General features: G+C 72.3%; 17 protein-coding genes. 6 read left to right on the top strand and 11 right to left on the bottom strand.

Going from position 1 to position 15,519, the window contains the following annotated elements; translation table 11 throughout:
• Positions 1-418 precede the first annotated feature (418 nt).
• Positions 419-724 (top strand): WhiB family transcriptional regulator, encoded by a 306-nt coding sequence (locus O5O46_RS03495; RefSeq protein ID WP_255932531.1) that lies wholly within the window; start codon positions 419-421, stop codon positions 722-724.
• A 279-nt stretch (positions 725-1,003) separates the two neighbouring features.
• On the opposite strand, the gene O5O46_RS03500 is transcribed toward O5O46_RS03495, so the two are convergent.
• A complete protein-coding gene (locus O5O46_RS03500) occupies positions 1,004-1,936 on the bottom strand; it encodes a LysR family transcriptional regulator (protein WP_269853692.1) in 933 nt (310 codons plus the stop codon).
• A 95-nt stretch (positions 1,937-2,031) separates the two neighbouring features.
• On the opposite strand from O5O46_RS03500, the gene O5O46_RS03505 reads away from it, so the two are divergent.
• From O5O46_RS03505 to O5O46_RS03515, 3 genes are read left to right on the top strand one after another with little or no spacing between them, the layout of a single operon-like run.
• Positions 2,032-3,126 carry an aminotransferase class V-fold PLP-dependent enzyme gene (locus tag O5O46_RS03505; RefSeq protein WP_269853693.1) on the top strand — a complete coding sequence of 365 codons (1,095 nt, stop codon included), beginning with the start codon at positions 2,032-2,034 and terminating at the stop codon, positions 3,124-3,126.
• A 59-nt stretch (positions 3,127-3,185) separates the two neighbouring features.
• Complete coding sequence (locus O5O46_RS03510) at positions 3,186-3,836, top strand: MOSC domain-containing protein (RefSeq protein WP_269853694.1); 651 nt, start codon at positions 3,186-3,188, stop codon at positions 3,834-3,836.
• Positions 3,837-3,865: 29 nt separating this feature from the next.
• The gene (locus O5O46_RS03515; RefSeq protein ID WP_269853695.1) at positions 3,866-4,639 is read left to right on the top strand and encodes an SDR family NAD(P)-dependent oxidoreductase; all 774 of its coding nucleotides are present in this window, start codon (positions 3,866-3,868) and stop codon (positions 4,637-4,639) included.
• 90 nt (positions 4,640-4,729) lie between these two features.
• Here the strand turns inward: O5O46_RS03515 and groL are convergent, their stop codons facing one another.
• Both groL and groES read right to left on the bottom strand, forming a co-directional pair.
• A complete protein-coding gene (groL, locus tag O5O46_RS03520; protein ID WP_269853696.1) occupies positions 4,730-6,358 on the bottom strand; it encodes a chaperonin GroEL in 1,629 nt (542 codons plus the stop codon).
• Positions 6,359-6,494: 136 nt separating this feature from the next.
• Positions 6,495-6,803 carry a co-chaperone GroES gene (gene groES / locus O5O46_RS03525; RefSeq protein WP_269853915.1) on the bottom strand — a complete coding sequence of 103 codons (309 nt, stop codon included), beginning with the start codon at positions 6,801-6,803 and terminating at the stop codon, positions 6,495-6,497.
• A gap of 264 nt (positions 6,804-7,067) precedes the next feature.
• On the opposite strand from groES, the gene O5O46_RS03530 reads away from it, so the two are divergent.
• The gene (locus O5O46_RS03530; protein ID WP_269853697.1) at positions 7,068-8,231 is read left to right on the top strand and encodes a THUMP-like domain-containing protein; all 1,164 of its coding nucleotides are present in this window, start codon (positions 7,068-7,070) and stop codon (positions 8,229-8,231) included.
• 6 nt (positions 8,232-8,237) lie between these two features.
• Here O5O46_RS03530 and O5O46_RS03535 read toward each other — a convergent pair whose 3' ends face one another.
• The 5 genes from O5O46_RS03535 to tsaB form a co-directional block, all read right to left on the bottom strand.
• Positions 8,238-8,840 carry a hypothetical protein gene (locus tag O5O46_RS03535; RefSeq protein ID WP_269853698.1) on the bottom strand — a complete coding sequence of 201 codons (603 nt, stop codon included), beginning with the start codon at positions 8,838-8,840 and terminating at the stop codon, positions 8,238-8,240.
• Between the two features lie 114 nt (positions 8,841-8,954).
• On the bottom strand, positions 8,955-9,218 hold the full coding sequence (locus O5O46_RS03540; protein WP_269853699.1) for a hypothetical protein: 264 nt from the start codon (positions 9,216-9,218) through the stop codon (positions 8,955-8,957).
• Positions 9,218-10,276: a tRNA (adenosine(37)-N6)-threonylcarbamoyltransferase complex transferase subunit TsaD gene (tsaD, locus tag O5O46_RS03545; protein WP_269853700.1), complete on the bottom strand. Its 1,059-nt coding sequence runs from the start codon at positions 10,274-10,276 to the stop codon at positions 9,218-9,220. Before tsaD ends, O5O46_RS03540 begins: the two co-directional genes overlap by 1 nt.
• Positions 10,269-10,763 carry a ribosomal protein S18-alanine N-acetyltransferase gene (gene rimI, locus O5O46_RS03550; protein WP_269853701.1) on the bottom strand — a complete coding sequence of 165 codons (495 nt, stop codon included), beginning with the start codon at positions 10,761-10,763 and terminating at the stop codon, positions 10,269-10,271. The genes tsaD and rimI overlap by 8 nt, the downstream gene beginning before the upstream one ends.
• Positions 10,760-11,428, bottom strand: coding sequence for a tRNA (adenosine(37)-N6)-threonylcarbamoyltransferase complex dimerization subunit type 1 TsaB (tsaB, locus tag O5O46_RS03555; protein ID WP_269853702.1), 669 nt, complete (start codon positions 11,426-11,428; stop codon positions 10,760-10,762). The genes rimI and tsaB overlap by 4 nt, the downstream gene beginning before the upstream one ends.
• Positions 11,429-11,592: 164 nt before the next feature.
• Here tsaB and O5O46_RS03560 point away from each other — a divergent pair, with 164 nt between their 5' ends.
• Positions 11,593-12,153 carry a hypothetical protein gene (locus tag O5O46_RS03560; RefSeq protein ID WP_269853703.1) on the top strand — a complete coding sequence of 187 codons (561 nt, stop codon included), beginning with the start codon at positions 11,593-11,595 and terminating at the stop codon, positions 12,151-12,153.
• Positions 12,154-12,507: 354 nt separating this feature from the next.
• Here the strand turns inward: O5O46_RS03560 and tsaE are convergent, their stop codons facing one another.
• Genes tsaE through alr form a run of 3 tightly spaced genes read right to left on the bottom strand, consistent with a single transcriptional unit; the run spans position 12,508 to position 15,481 of the window.
• Positions 12,508-13,011, bottom strand: a complete 504-nt coding sequence (tsaE, locus tag O5O46_RS03565) for a tRNA (adenosine(37)-N6)-threonylcarbamoyltransferase complex ATPase subunit type 1 TsaE (protein WP_269853704.1) — start codon at positions 13,009-13,011, stop codon at positions 12,508-12,510.
• Between the two features lie 40 nt (positions 13,012-13,051).
• Positions 13,052-14,263 (bottom strand): alpha/beta fold hydrolase, encoded by a 1,212-nt coding sequence (locus O5O46_RS03570; RefSeq protein WP_269853705.1) that lies wholly within the window; start codon positions 14,261-14,263, stop codon positions 13,052-13,054.
• A 6-nt stretch (positions 14,264-14,269) separates the two neighbouring features.
• Positions 14,270-15,481: an alanine racemase gene (gene alr, locus O5O46_RS03575; protein ID WP_269853706.1), complete on the bottom strand. Its 1,212-nt coding sequence runs from the start codon at positions 15,479-15,481 to the stop codon at positions 14,270-14,272.
• Positions 15,482-15,519 lie beyond the last annotated feature (38 nt).

Here is a 15,519-nt window from a genome sequence, read left to right on the forward strand (position 1 = left end):
ACTCGAAAGAGTTACGGAGTCTGGCAGCCGTCCTCGATACTCTACGTGATCGCCGCAACACGGATCGGCGACAGCGCTCACCAACCGTTGCATCACGCCCACCGGCGGAGCGCTACAGGCGCGTGCGGCGGACGCACCCGCGCCGGTTCCGCCGACCGCGCCCGCCCGCCGGACACTCCCGGGCGCCGCGGATGCCGCGCACCCCGGACGGGGGAACGGCCCGAAGGCCGACGTCCAGCCCGACACCTGGGGCAAGTGCCGGATTTTGAACTATTTGGCGGCTTTTTTTACCAGATGGGGATGTTGAGACTAGATTGGCAATCAGTCATATTTACATCCAGTTACACGGTGAATGTGTCCGGATGAGCACGGCCGCGGGCCGCACGTCCCGTAGGCAGACCTTCCGAGGGGATGAGCGATGGCAGATTTCTCCCGACTCCCTGGCCCCAATGCCGATCTATGGGACTGGCAACTGGTGGCCGCCTGCCGCGGCGTCGACAGCTCGCTGTTCTTCCACCCTGAGGGCGAGCGGGGCGCTGCCCGCAGCTCCCGCGAGGCCGCCGCCAAGGAGGTGTGCATGCGCTGCCCGGTCCGCGCGGCGTGTGCGGCCCATGCGCTGGCGGTGCGTGAGCCGTACGGCGTCTGGGGCGGGCTCACCGAGGACGAGCGCGAGGAGATGATGGGCCGTTCGCGGAACCGGCTGATCAGCAGTCCCAGCAACTGAAGGAACGCTTCTGCGTCCCGCTGCCGGACCTCCCTCCACGGGACGGCTACCCGCGGGACCAGCCGAACAAGGCGCGCCGCACCGCGCGTTGGGTTTCCGTATGCGCCGGAAGGCACGGCCCGCGCGACGGCCGTTTGCACCGTTCGAGCGATCCCGACGGGTGCGTGCGCCGAATGGCCTAACAGTCCGACGCAACAGAACCACCCGTGCGGCGGCTCCCCATCACCCGTTCGGATCAACCGGCCGGGGCTCATCGCGGGACGGCGGCGCTCCCGCCGGTCACAGAGCGGCCAGGGCGCGGGCGGCCGCGGTCTCCAGATGCGTGAGCATCGCGTTCACCGCGGGCACGTGCTCCAGGTCGGGCAGCGTCAGGGCGACGACCTCACGGCGCACCGCCGGGGCCGTCTCGACCACCGCGATCCCCTTGGGGCGTACCGACTGCAGTGCGAGCTCCGGCAGCATCGCGACGCCGAGGCCGGCACCGACCAGACCCGCGACGGCCGGGTAGTCGTCGGTGGCGAAGTCGATCCGGGGGGTGAAACCCGCGTCCTCGCACACCTCCACCAAGTGGCGGCGGCAGCGCGGGCAGCCCGCGATCCACTGCTCGTCGGCGAGCTGGGCGATCTCCACCGGGCCGCGCTCGGCGGCCGCCCGCGCCAGCCGGTGCCCGGTGGGCACCAGGCCTACCAGACGGTCGGTGAGCAGCGGCCGCACCACCAGGTCGCCCCACTCCGTCTCGGCGGGCTCGGCGGGCACGTCGAGGTAGCGGAAGGCGAGGGCCACCTCGCAGTCGCCGCCACGCACCATCTCGACGGACTGCGGCGGCTCGGCCTCCTCGAGCGAGACCTGCGTCCCGGGGTGCGCGGTGCGCATCTCCGCCACGGCGGCGGGCACGATCGTCGAGCTGCCCGAGGGGAACGAGACCATCCGCACCCGCCCGGCGCGCAGCCCGGCGATGGCGGCGACCTCCTCCTCGGCCGCGGTGAGCCCGGCGAGGATCCCGGCGGCGTGCCGGGTGAGCGCCTCGCCCGCCTCCGTCAGCCGCATCTCCCGGCCGGCGCGGATGAGCAGCGGCGTGCCCGCGGACTGCTCCAGCGCCTTCATCTGCTGGCTCACCGCGGGCTGGGTGCAGCCGAGTTCACGCGCGGCGGCGGAGAAGGAACCGCTTCGGGAAACCGCGCGCAGTACCCGGAGATGGCGTGCTTCGATCACGCTCCAACCATAAGACGCCCTTAGGGGTGAATGTCAATTTTCGGCATGGACTTTGAGGTCGGCGGCGGGCACTCTGGTGTTCGAGGGAGGGCATCATGAGTCACACGGACAACGACAGCAGGGGCACGGCGAACGGCCTGACCAGCCTGGCGGAGGCCGAGTTCGCGCCGCGCACCACGTATCTCAACACCGCGTCCAGCGGCCTCGGCCCGGCGAGGGCGGCGGAGGCGGTCCAGCGCGCCGCGCGGGCCTGGCCCACCGGGGACTTCTCCGACTACGACCCGGCGGTGGCCGCGTCCCGAGCGGCGTTCGCGCGCATCGCGGGGGTTCCCCCGGAGCGGGTCGCCGAGGGCGCCTCGGTCTCGGTGTACGCGGGGCTGATCGCGGCCGGTCTGCCGTCGGGCGCCGAAGTCCTGGTCGCCGAGGGCGACTTCAGCTCCCTGGTCAATCCGTTCGCGGTCCGCGCCGACCTCAAGCTGCACACCGCGCCGCTGGAGCGGATGGCCGAGGAGATCGGCCCGGGCACGGCGCTGGTGGCCGTCAGCTCGGTCCAGTCGGCCGACGGCCGGCTCGCCGACCTCGACGCGATACGGACCGCGGCCGCCGCGCACGGCGCCCGCACCCTGGTCGACGCCACGCAGTCGGCGGGCTGGCTGCCGCTGCGCGCCGGCGACTTCGACTATGTGGTGTGCGCGGGCTTCAAGTGGCTGCTCGCTCCGCGGGGCGTGTGCTTCCTGGCGATAGGCGAGTCCGCGGCCGCCGAGTTGCCGCCCGCCTTCGCGGGGTGGCTGGCGGGCGAGGAGCCGTGGGAGTCCTGCTACGGGCCGATCGCCCAACTCGCCACCTCTGCACGGCGGTTCGACCACTCCCCGGCGTACCTGTGCTACATCGGCGCCGCCGCGTCACTGGCGTTGATCGAGGAGACCGGCGTCGAGACGATCCACGCGCACAACCTGGCGCTGGCCGACCGGTTCACCGTGGGCCTCGCCGAGTTGGGGTACCAGGCGGTGGGCACCGGTGGCTCCGCCATCGTCTCCGTGCCCGGCCTGGGAGCGGCGGCGGAGCGACTGGAGCGCGCCGGTATCCAGGTATCGGCGCGGGCGGGGAACCTGCGCGCGTCCTTCCATCTGTACAACTCGGCCCAGGACGTGGACCGGATACTCGACGCCCTGCCGGCGCCCGGCCACTAGTCCCGCGGGGGACGCGTAATGCTGTCGCCTCCAGTGGTCTTCGCCCGTAGCGTCGGAGCATGAGGCTGCTGTCGGTGAACATCGGGGTGGAGCGCTCCAACCCGTGGAAGAAGAACGCGACGGGCACCGGGATCGACAAGCGACCGGTCGAGGGTGCGGTCGAGGTCCGGGCGCCCGGACCGAAGGGCACCGGTGCGGTCGGGCTGGCGGGCGACCGGGTGCACGACGTGAAGAACCACGGCGGGGACGACCAGGCCGTGTACGCCTATGCGAGGGAGGATCTGGATGACTGGGAGACGATAGTCGGCCGGGAACTGCCCAACGGTGCCTTCGGGGAGAACCTGACCACCACCGGCCTGGACGTCAACGACGCGCTGATCGGGGAGCGTTGGCGCATCGGCCCCGACGTACTGCTCGAAGTCTCCTGCCCGCGCATCCCGTGTTCCACGTTCCAGGGCTGGCTGGACCGTCCTGGCTGGATCAGGCAGTTCACCGTCGCCGCGCTGCCCGGACCGTATCTGCGGGTGGTCCAGCCTGGCGAGATCCGGGCCGGGGACCCCATCGTGATCGAGTCCCGGCCATCCCACCGGGTGACCGTCTCGCTCACCTTTCGGGCGATGACGGGGCAACCGCAGCTGTTGCCAAGGCTGTTGGAGGCAGAGGCGCTTCCCGACGAGATCAAGGAGGTCGCCCGAAGGAGGACGAGCTGAAGCGGTGGCGGAGGCCCTAGCCTCGCTTCATGACCACTTCACTGATCACGGGAGCGACGGCGGGCCTCGGTGCCGCCTTCGCACGGCGGCTGGCGGACGACGGGCATGACCTGGTCCTGGTGGCGCGCGACGGCAAACGGCTGGAGGACAGCGCGCAGGAACTGCGCAAGCGCCATGGCGTGCGGGTTCAGGTGCTGGTCGCCGACCTGTCCACCGAGGAGGGTGTCACGGCGGTGGAGTCACGGCTCGCCGACCGGTCCGAGCCGGTTGACGTGCTGGTGAACAACGCGGGCTTCGGCAACCGCGAGGCGTTCCTGAACGCACCGGTGGCCGAGGAGTTGACGATGCTCAAGGTGCACTGCGAGGCGGTGCTGCGGCTCACCTACGCGGCGGCGGAGGCGATGCGGGAGCGCGGCCGGGGCTTCGTCATCAACGTGGCATCGGTGGCGGCGTTCCTGCCACGCGGTACGTACGCGGCGAGCAAGGCGTGGGTGGTTCGGTTCACCCAGGGTGTGGCCCGTGAACTCGCGGGCAGCGGTGTGCGGTTGATGGCGCTGTGCCCGGGGTTCGTGCGCACGGAGTTCCACCAGCGGGCCGGTATGGACGCCAGCGGCATCCCCGACTGGGCCTGGCTGGACGCGGACAAGGTGGTGGCCGCGGCCATCCGCGACCTGGCGGTGGGCAAGGTGGTGAGCGTGCCCGACGTGCGGTACAAGGCGGTCGTCGGGCTGGCGAAGGTCGTACCGAGCGGGGTGTTCGCCCGGGTCTCCACGAAGGCGGGGCGGCGCTTCGGCCCCCGCTGAGCGTCAGCCCGGCCGGCAACGCACGAGGCCCCGGGCCCACCGCTCGGCGGTGGGGACCCGGGACCTTCGTGGAACTACGCGCTACCCAGCTCAGTGGGCGTGGCCGTGGCCGTGGCCGTGACCGGCCTCGGCGGGCTCCTCTTCCTTCTTCTCCACGACCAGGGTCTCGGTCGTGAGCAGCAGGGAGGCGATGGACGCGGCGTTCTCCAGCGCGGAACGGGTGACCTTCACCGGGTCGATGACACCGGCCTTGACCAGGTCGCCGTACTCGCCGGTGGCGGCGTTGAAGCCGTGGCCCTTCTCCAGCTCGGCCACCTTGGAGGTGATCACGTAGCCCTCAAGGCCGGCGTTCTCGGCGATCCAGCGCAGCGGCTCGACCACGGCCTTGCGCACGACCGCGACACCGGTGGCCTCGTCGCCCGCCTTGCCCAGCGAGTCGCCGAGCACCTTGGAGGCGTGCACCAGCGCCGAGCCACCACCGGAGACGATGCCCTCCTCGACCGCGGCGCGGGTCGCGGAGATGGCGTCCTCCAGACGGTGCTTGCGCTCCTTCAGCTCGACCTCGGTGGCCGCGCCGACGCGGATCACGCAGACGCCACCGGCCAGCTTGGCGAGGCGCTCCTGGAGCTTCTCGCGGTCCCAGTCGGAGTCGGTGGCGGCGATCTCGGCCTTGATCTGGTTGATCCGGCCCTCCAGCTCGGCCTTGTCACCGGCGCCGTCGACGATGGTGGTGTCGTCCTTGGTGACGGTCACCCGGCGGGCGGTGCCCAGTACGTCCAGGCCGACCTGGTCGAGCTTGAGGCCGACCTCCTCGGCGACCACGGTGGCGCCGGTGAGCACCGCCATGTCGCCGAGCATCGCCTTGCGGCGGTCGCCGAAGCCGGGCGCCTTGACCGCGACCGCGTTGAAGGTGCCGCGGATCTTGTTGACGACCAGGGTGGAGAGCGCCTCGCCCTCGACGTCCTCGGCGATGATCAGCAGCGGCTTGCTGGCGCCCGCCTGAATGATCTTCTCCAGCAGCGGCAGCAGGTCCTGGATCGAGGAGATCTTGCCCTGGTGGATCAGGATGTACGGGTCCTCGAGGACCGCTTCCATCCGCTCCTGGTCGGTGACGAAGTAGGGCGAGAGGTAGCCCTTGTCGAAGGCCATGCCCTCGGTGAAGTCCAGCTCCAGACCGAAGGTGTTGGACTCCTCGACGGTGATGACACCGTCCTTGCCGACCTTGTCCATCGCCTCGGCGATCAGCTCGCCGACCTGCTTGTCCTGAGCGGACAGCGCGGCGACGGCGGCGATGTCGGTCTTGGAGTCGATCGGCCGGGCGGTGGCCAGCAGGTCCTCGGAGATGGCCTTCACCGCGGCGTCGATACCGCGCTTCAGGGCGGCCGGGGAGGCACCGGCGGCGACGTTGCGCAGACCCTCGCGGACAAGCGCCTGGGCCAGCACGGTGGCGGTGGTGGTGCCGTCACCCGCGATGTCGTTGGTCTTGGTCGCCACCTCCTTGACCAGCTGGGCGCCCAGGTTCTCGTACGCGTCCTCGATCTCGACCTCGCGGGCGATGGTGACGCCGTCGTTGGTGATGGTCGGAGCGCCGAACTTCTTGTCGATGACGACGTTGCGACCCTTGGGGCCGATGGTCACCTTGACGGTGTCGGCAAGCTTGTTGACGCCGCGCTCAAGAGCGCGACGGGCGTCCTCGTCGAACTTCAGGATCTTGGCCATACCTGCGTACTACCTCGTCTATTCCTCGTCAGAGACCGCGCCCCGGGCCCCGGTCCAACGGACGCGGAAAACCCGGGGCGGGATCACGGCTGCGTGTAGTGGAGCCGGTCGGCACGCCCCCTCGGGCGCGCCTTGATTACTTCTCGACGATCGCGAGGACGTCGCGGGCCGAGAGGACGAGGTACTCCTCGTTGTTGTACTTGACCTCGGTGCCGCCGTACTTGCTGTACAGCACGACGTCGCCGACCTTGACGTCGAGCTCGACGCGCTTGCCGTCCTCGAAGCGACCCGGGCCGATGGCGAGGACGACGCCCTCCTGGGGCTTCTCCTTCGCAGTGTCCGGGATGACCAGGCCCGAGGCCGTGGTCTGCTCGGCGTCGAGCGGCTGGACCACGATGCGGTCCTCGAGCGGCTTGATGGCAACCTTGCTGGCGGTCGTCACGATCCGACCTCCCCCTTCGGAGAGTTCACAGGAGTGTGTGTCTTGGGGTGGCGACCTGGTAGATCCGTCGTCGCGGGTGCCGGACCTGCCTCGTCGCTGTTGGCACTCTGCGGTGCGGAGTGCCAGAGCCGAGCCTAGAACTCCGTTAGCACTCGGTCAAGCGGAGTGCCAGCGCGCCGGGGTGCGCCGCCGCGGGCTTCCCTCCTCACGGGGGCGGGTACCCACTCCCCGTTCGGACCGCCAACCCCGGAGCACGAGAATGGTGCTGTGGATGTTGACGGCTTCTCCTCTCTTCTCGCGCCCGACGGCCAGGCCTTGCTCGACCAGTTGCGCGGGTTCGACCCCGCGGACGAGATCGCGATCGTGACGCGGTTGCGGCGGGCGTACCCGGCGGAGATCGTGGGGGCGGCGCTGACGCAGGCGCGCTTGCGGGGGCGGGCGGAGGCCAAGTTCGGGGCGGACGCGCACCGGATGTACTTCACCCCGGACGGCGTCGAGCAGGCGACGCGGACCGTGGTGGCGGAGCACCGGGCGGCACGGTTCGCCGGGCTGGGGACACGGCGGGTGGCCGACCTGTGCTGCGGGATCGGCGGCGACGCGATCGCCCTCGCCCGCAAGGGGATCGAGGTGCTCGCCGTGGACCGCTCACCGCTGACCTGCGCGGTCGCCCAGGCCAACGCGCGCGCCCTGGGCCTGGACGGACTGATCGAGGTGCGCCGGGCGGATGTCGCCGAGGTGGCGACGGACGGGTACGACGCGGTCTTCGTCGACCCGGCCCGCCGCGGCGGCCGTGGCCGGGTGTTCGACCCCGAGGCGTACTCGCCCCCGCTGTCCTGGGCGGTGGCCGCCGCCCGCAAGGCCCCGCACGCAGCGCTCAAGGTCGCCCCCGGCATCCCGCACGACGCGGTACCGGAGGACGCCGAGGCCGAGTGGGTCTCGGACCGGGGAGACGTCAAGGAGGCCGTGCTGTGGTTCGGCACCGGACCCGGCGCCCGGCGCGCCACCCTGCTGCCCGACGGCGCCGCGCTGACCGGCGGCGGCCTGCCGGCACCGCGGGTGGGGCCGGTCGGACGGTACCTCTACGAGCCGGACGGCGCGGTGATCCGCGCCCACCTCGTGGCGGAGGTCGCGGCGGAACTCGGCGGCCGACTCATCGACGAGACGATCGCCTACATCACCGCGGACGAGCTGCGCCCCACCCCGTACGCCACCGCCTACGAGATCACCGACACGCTGCCGTTCAACCTCAAGAGGCTCAAGGCGCTGCTGCGGGAGCGCGAGGTCGGCACGCTCACCGTCAAGAAGCGCGGCTCGGCCGTCGAACCGGAGGAGCTGCGCAGGCGGCTCAAGCCGCAGGGGCCGAACTCGGCGACGGTACTGCTCACCAGGGTGGCCGGAGCGCCGGCCATGCTCATCGGCGCACCCGCCTGACGGCCGTCAACCGTCCTTGGAGTCACCGGAGTCGGTGAGGCGGTCCAGTTCCGTACGCATCCGGGTGGCGGCCTGCTCCGCCGCGTCGGCGAGCGAGGCGAGGACATCACCGTTGACGGCGTAGGAGATGGTCTCAAGGCCGGACTCGGAAGGGCGTCCGGTGGGGCCGAGGTGCGCGGAGCGCAGATGGTACGCGGTCTGACCGGCGGCGGTGATCATGGCGGTGAGGAACTCCCGGGTGGCGACCAGCAGTTCGTGCTGCGGACGCCCGTCGCCCTCCGTGCCGAACAGTGCCCGGACGTACTCCGCGGCCAGCCCCAGGTGGGTGATCAGGTGCTCGTGGACCGGGAGATGGCGGTGCTCGGGATAGTCGTGCACGTTCTGCACACCGCGCGCCAGGACCGCCGGGCCCCCGTAGACCAGCTGCGGATCGGCGGCCGTCTCACGGAACGGGGCCACGGCGGCGGCCAGCAACGTGGCGTGCTGGAAGGCGAGGTCGGCCGCCGGATCGTCGGCGCGCTCGGGACTGCGGCCGAGGACGACCAAGGCCGCGGCCACGGAGTCCGCGCGCTGGCGCAGTCTCCTTCGGCCGCTCTCCGGCTCCTCCAAAGGGCACCCCCTCGCATCGGCGACGCCCGTCAGACTACGAACCGGCACCCCACCCAAGGGATATGGTCGCGGCCAATCCCACCTATACGAGGGAACCTGTCGAAGGCCGCCCGCTCAGCCGCCGACCGACTCGAACCGCCAGCGGTGCACCGCGCGGCGCACCAAATCCGCTGGTGGATCCGGGAGTTCCGGAACCTCGGCGCGGTATCCGCCCTCCCACCAGGTGATCACGAGCACCCGGTCCTCGGGCGCGGTGAGGACCTCGCGGCGCAGCGGTTGACGCTCACCGTCGGGCTTCAGCTCCCGTACCCACGCCAGGAGGTCGGCGCCGCGCCCCGATACGGCGCGCGCCTCCCACATCAACGCGACGGTCGGCATCACGCGGCGTGGTGCTGGCCGGGGACATGCGGTTCGGTCACCGGGAGCGAGGAGTCGGCGGGCAGCTCCCAGTCCGAGGCGGCCCGGCCGCGCGCCACCATCTCGGCGCCCAGCGCGGCCACCATCGCGCCGTTGTCGGTGCACAACTTCGGTCGCGGCACCCGCAGTTCGATCCCGGCCGCCGCACACCGCTCCTCGGCCATCGCCCGCAGCCGCGAGTTGGCCGCGACACCGCCGCCCAGCATCAGGTGCTCCACCCCGTGGTCCTTGCAGGCGCGGACCGCCTTGCGGGTCAGCACGTCGGTCACCGCCTCCTGGAACGACGCCGCGACGTCCGCCACCGGCACCGTCTCGCCCGCGGCCCGCCTGGCCTCGATCCACCGGGCCACCGCGGTCTTCAGCCCCGAGAAGGAGAAGTCGTACAGCGGGTCGCGCGGCCCGGTCAGCCCCCGCGGGAAGCGGATCGCGTCGGGGTCGCCCTCGCGCGCGTAGCGGTCGATCACCGGACCGCCGGGGAAGCCCAGCCCCAGCACACGGGCGACCTTGTCGAACGCCTCGCCCGCCGCGTCGTCGATGGTCGAGCCGAGCGGGCGCACGTCCGCGGTGATGTCGGGGGCCAGCAGCAGCGAGGAGTGGCCGCCGGAGACCAGCAGCGCCATCGTCGGCTCGGGCAGCGCGCCGTGCTCCAACTGGTCCACGCAGATGTGCGAGGCCAGGTGGTTGACGCCGTACAGCGGCTTGCCCAGCGCGTAGGCGTACGCCTTCGCCGCCGAGACGCCGACCAGCAGCGCTCCGGCCAGCCCCGGGCCCGCGGTCACCGCGATGCCGTCCAGGTCGCGGGCGGTGACACCGGCGTCCTTGAGCGCCCGCTGGATGGTCGGGACCATCGCCTCCAGGTGCGCCCGGCTCGCGACCTCCGGCACCACGCCGCCGAACCTGGCGTGTTCGTCCACGCTGGACGCGACCGCGTCGGCCAGCAGCGTGTGGCCGCGGACCACGCCCACGCCGGTCTCGTCGCAGGAGGTCTCGATGCCCAGGACGAGGGGTTCGTCAGCCATGGATCAGTCCTTGCAGGGGTACGGATGAGGGGTCGGTCAGTCGCATGACGAGGGCGTCCACGTTGCCCGGCTGGTAGTAGCCGCGCCGGAACCCGATCGGCTCGAAGCCGAAGCGCTCGTAGAGGCGTTGGGCGCGGGCGTTGTCGACCCGCACCTCCAGGAGTACCTCTCGGCACTCCATGGCGGTGGCCCGGCGCAGCAGGTCGCCGAGCAGCCGGGCGCCGAGTCCGCTGCCCCAGTGGTCGGTGGCGACCGCGATGGTCTGTACGTCACCGGTCCCGGCCACCGCGGCGAGACCGGCGTAGCCGACGATCCGGCCGCCGTCCTCGGCCACCACGTAGTAGCGGGTCGCCTCCCGGTGCCGGACTCCGGCCAGTTCGGACCAGAACATGCCGCGCGACCAGGCGTCCTCCGGGAACAGCGCTTCCTCAAGCGCCATCACCGGCTCGATGTCCCACCAGCGCATCTCGCGCAGCGCGGCGGTCATTTCGGCATGACCGCCTTGTACCCGGCGGGCACCTGGGCGTCCGGCCGCCGCAGGTACAGCGGCAGCGGAGGCAGGAAGTCCGCGCCGCTCGCCAGCCGTTCGGCGGCCAGCGCGGCCAGCGCCGCGGCCGACTGGTTCTGCGGGGCGTGCGCACGGGCACCGGTGAAGACCTGCGGGTAGAGCACGGCGCCCGCGCCGACCGCCGGGAGCCCCGCCACCTCGTCGGCGATGTCCGCCGGGCGGTCCACCGCCGGGTCGCTGGTACGGGTACGGGGGTCGGTGTACCGCGCCCAGTACACCTCCTTGCGGCGGGCGTCGGTCGCCACGACGAACGGCCCGTCCAGGTCGCCCATCCGCCCGGCGGCGTACGCGATGCCGTCGAGCGTGCAGACGCCGTACACGGGGATGCCCAGCGCGTCGCCGAAGGCGGCGGCGGTCACCAGGCCGACCCGCAGTCCGGTGTACGGGCCGGGGCCCACGCCGACCACGATGCCGGTCACCGCGTCCAGCTTGATGCCCGCCTCGCTCAGCACCGTGTCCACCGCGGGGAGCAGCAACTCGCCGTGGCGGCGGGCGTCGACCTGGGTCGACTCGGCGCGCACGGCGGTGCCGTCGTGGACGGCGGCGGTGATGGCGGGGGTGGCGGTGTCGAAGGCGAGTAGCACGGTAGACAGCCTACGGCGCGTTTCGGGGGTCTTAATTTGGGTTCCGGCGCACTGTGGCCGGCGGTGGGGGAATTCCCACCCGCACGCGCGCAGCCGCGAACAGGTGCCCGGGTGGGAAAAACCCGAACGCCAACGGGTCAGTGACCCGGTGCTAACGTCTCCCCATGGCAAGGATTGCCTCCGGCACGATCGTCACCGGCCTCACCGCCGCCGCGCTAGCGGCCATCGGCGTACTCGCCTGGCAGGCGTCCGCCGCGCCCGACCACACCGGCCGGTCGCACACCGCGCCCAGCGCCTCCGCCCGTCCGAGCACGGCTCCTTCGACGGCGCCCTCCCCCGAGCCGATCGCGCTGCCCCCCGCCTCCGGGCACGGCAAGCGCATCGTGTACTCCCTGGCGCAGCGCCGGGTGTGGCTGGTGTCCGCCGACGACCAGGTGGAGCGCGGCTTCACGGTCACTCCCGGCTCGGTCTCCCCGAACCCGGGCACGTACACGGTGACCTCCCGCTCCGAGCGGGTCACCGGCACGGACGGGGTGCCGATCGAGCATGTGGTGCGGTTCGCCGTGGTGCGGGGTACGACGATCGGCTTCTCCGCCGCGGTGGACGGCTCCGCGCCGTCCCCGCAGACCGCCAAGAAGACCGGCGGGGTGCGGGAGAAGGCCGCGGACGGCACCGCGATGTGGCAGTTCGCGCTGATCGGCGCGAAGGTGATCGTCGTCCCCTGAGTCCCCCGGGCGCTGCGCCGGACTAGGCGGCGTCCTGGTCCCGCTCGGCGTCCTCGGGGTCGTCCTCCGGCGCCCGGGGCGGGGTGCAGACCGCCTGCGCGGCGGCGCTCGCGGCCAGCAGCGCACTCATCGGCGGCATCGGTGTCTCGTCCCGGTAATCACGCGATTCCGGGGAAACCTCTGCACGACCGTCGGCCGACATGTCGCCTCCCGGGCCAGAACTTAGGCAGGCCTAACCAACCTCTGACCTCAAGCACACCATGCCCGGCGGCCCCCGCGCAACATCTTCCCGACGTCCTGTCGGAATACTGTCGCGAAAGACCGCGGGTACGGACAGCGGTGGGAAGGCGCCGGTTAGCCGAGCTCCGTCAGCGGAGCGTCCGTCCAGCGCTCCCCCACCCCGGTGATCACGACCTCCCGCACATCGTGCGCCTCGTCGCCGGTACCGCGGTGGATGGCGACGTGCAGCCGGTCCTCGGACAGGTCCTCGACCTTGCCCTCGCCCCACTCCACGACGACCACCGACTCCGTCAGCGACACATCGAGGTCGAGGTCCTCCATCTCGTCCAGCCCGCCGCCCAGCCGGTACGCGTCCACATGGACCAGCGCCGGGCCTCCGGTCAGCGAGGGGTGGACCCGTGCGATCACGAACGTCGGTGAGGTGACCGCGCCCCGCACGCCGAGTCCCTCACCCAGGCCGCGGGTCAGCGTGGTCTTCCCTGCGCCCAGCTCGCCGCTGAGCAGCACCAGATCACCCGGCCGAAGCAGCGCGGCCAGCCGACGGCCCAGCTCCCGCATGCGGTCGGCGGTCTCCACGGTGATCCGCGCCCGTACGTCCAAGTCCTGCGTCGTACCCATGGGTGTCGATGCTACGCAAGACCGGAGGCCCGCGGCGCCGCTACGCCCGAGCGGCCTGCGTCACCTCATGGCCGGAGGCCAGCTCGCGCACCGCGTCCGGCAGCGGCGCCCGTACCGCGTCCGCGGCGCGCGCCAGCAGCGCGGCGAGATGGGCGTTGACCACCTCCGGGTGCTCCAGCATCACCAGGTGACCCGCGGCGGGAACGATGACGAGTTCGGCGCTCGGCAGCCGCTCGGCGATCGCCGCACTGTGGTCGCTGGGCGTCAGCAGGTCCTTGTCGCCCGCCATCACCAGCGCCGGACGGCCGTCCAGGACGACCAGCGACTCCGCCTTCTCGTGCTCGGTGAACGCCGGATAGAACTCGGCGACCACGTCGATGGGCGTTGACTCGATCATGCGCTCGGCGAGCCGGGCGACCGCCGGGTCGACTTCCGAGCCGAACGAGTAGCGCTTGACGATCCCGGCGAACAGGTCGGCGGTGGCCCGCCTGCCGCGCTCGACCAGCGTCGCCTGGCTGCCCAGCGCCCTCAGCACGCTCGGCGCCAGCACACGGAACGCCCGGGCGCCCATCGCGGGCAGTCCCAGCGACACCGCCGACAGCTTGCCCGCCGACGTGCCCACGAAGAACACGCCCGCGACGCGCTCCCGCACCAGTTCCGGGAACTGCGCGGCGAACGCCATCACCGTCATGCCGCCCATCGAGTGCCCGGCCAGCACCAGCGGCCCCTCGGGCGCGGCGGCGTCGATCACCGCCTTGAGATCACGGCCGAGCTGGTCGATGGTGGCGGGCTCGCCGTCCCGCTGGGCGTGGCCGCGCGCGGAGCGGCCGTGGCTGCGCTGGTCCCAGTAGACCGCCCGGACCTTGCCGCGCAGCGCCAGCCGCTGGAAGTGCCAGGCGTCCTGGCTCAGGCAGTAGCCGTGGCTGAAGACGACGGTCAGCGGCGCGGTCCCGTTGCGGCGGAACAGGCCCGGCCGCCCGCGCCCGTCCGGCTCGGGCTCCTCGACCTCGTAGCGCAGCGCGGTGCCGTCCTCGGCGTACGCCACGCCCGGAGTGCCGCGCAGCGTGCCGAACGGGCCGGTGGCGTCCAGCGCCAGGCGCGCCTTGCTGCGTATGGCACGGCCCACGGTCATCCGCTCTATGGCGACGCCCGCGGCGGCGCCCGCCGCGAGCACCCCGATCGCCGCGCCGACCAGCCCGGCGGACCTGCCCGCGGACTTCAGCCCACCACCACTGCCACTGCTGTCAGTCATCGTGGATCAGATACCCCCCGTGACGGCCTGGCTCCCACTTCCGTCGTCATCCGTGTGCAGATGGACCCGCGGCACCCGCGCGCCGATCCGGGTGACGATCTCGTACGCGATGGTGCCGCACGCCCGCGCCCAGTCCTCGACCGTCGGCTCGCCCTGGTCGCCCGGCCCGAACAGCACCGCCGGATCGCCCACCTGGGCGCTGTCGCCGCCGAGGTCCACCACGAACTGGTCCATGGCGACCCGCCCGGCCACCGTGCGCCACTTGCCCGCGACCAGCACCGGACCGGTGTTGGAGGCGTGCCGCGGAATGCCGTCCGCGTAACCGGCCGGAACCAGCGCCAAGGTGGTCTCCCCCGGCGTGGTGTACAGGTGGCCGTAGCTGACGCCGTGGTCGCCCGGCACCCGCTTGACCTGGGCCAGCCGGGCCCGCAGCGTCATCACCGGACGCAGCCCGAAGTCCGCCGGCGCGCCGACCTGCGGCACCGGCGAGACGCCGTACATCGCGATACCGGTGCGCACCAGGTCGAAGTGCGTCTCCGGAAGGGTCAGCGTGGCGGGCGAGTTGGCGATGTGCCGCACCTCGGGCTCCAGGCCCGCCGCCCGCGCGGCCTCCAACGCCTCATGGAAGACGGAGAGTTGGGCGGCGATCGACGGGTGGCCCGGCTCGTCCGCGCAGGCGAAGTGCGACCAGATGCCGGTGACCTTGGCCAGCCCGGCGGCTTCCGCGGCGCGGGCGGCGGCCACCAACTCCGGCCAGTCCGCGGGCTGGCAGCCGTTGCGGCCCAGGCCGGTGTCCGACTTCAGCTGGATACGTGCCGGGCGCCCGGCGGCGCGGGCGGCGGCGGTCGCCTCGCGCAGCGCCCACATGCCGCTGACCGACACGTCGACATCCGCCTCGATCGCCTCCCGCCACGGCCCGCCCGGGGTCCACAGCCAGCACAGCATCCGGCCGTCCACCCCGGCGGCGCGCAGGTCCAGCGCCTCCTGCGGGGTGGCGGTGCCGATCCAGGACGCACCGGCCGCGCGGGCCGCCCGGGCACAGGCCAACGCGCCGTGCCCGTATCCGTCGGCCTTCACCACGGCCATCAGGGCGGCCCCGCCGATACGGGCGCGCAGCGCCGCCACATTGGCCCGCAGCGCGGCGAGGTCGACCTCGGCCCACACCCGCAGGGCCGTGCCGGGGGCCGAGTGCTCGTCCTCATCAAGTGCAGCGTTCATCCCCGTCAGTGTCTCAGGCGGGGCGCCGCTCGTGCCTA

Origin of the sequence: Streptomyces sp. RPT161, assembly GCF_027533845.1 — a bacterium.
GTDB lineage: Bacteria > Actinomycetota > Actinomycetes > Streptomycetales > Streptomycetaceae > Streptantibioticus_A > Streptantibioticus_A silvisoli_A.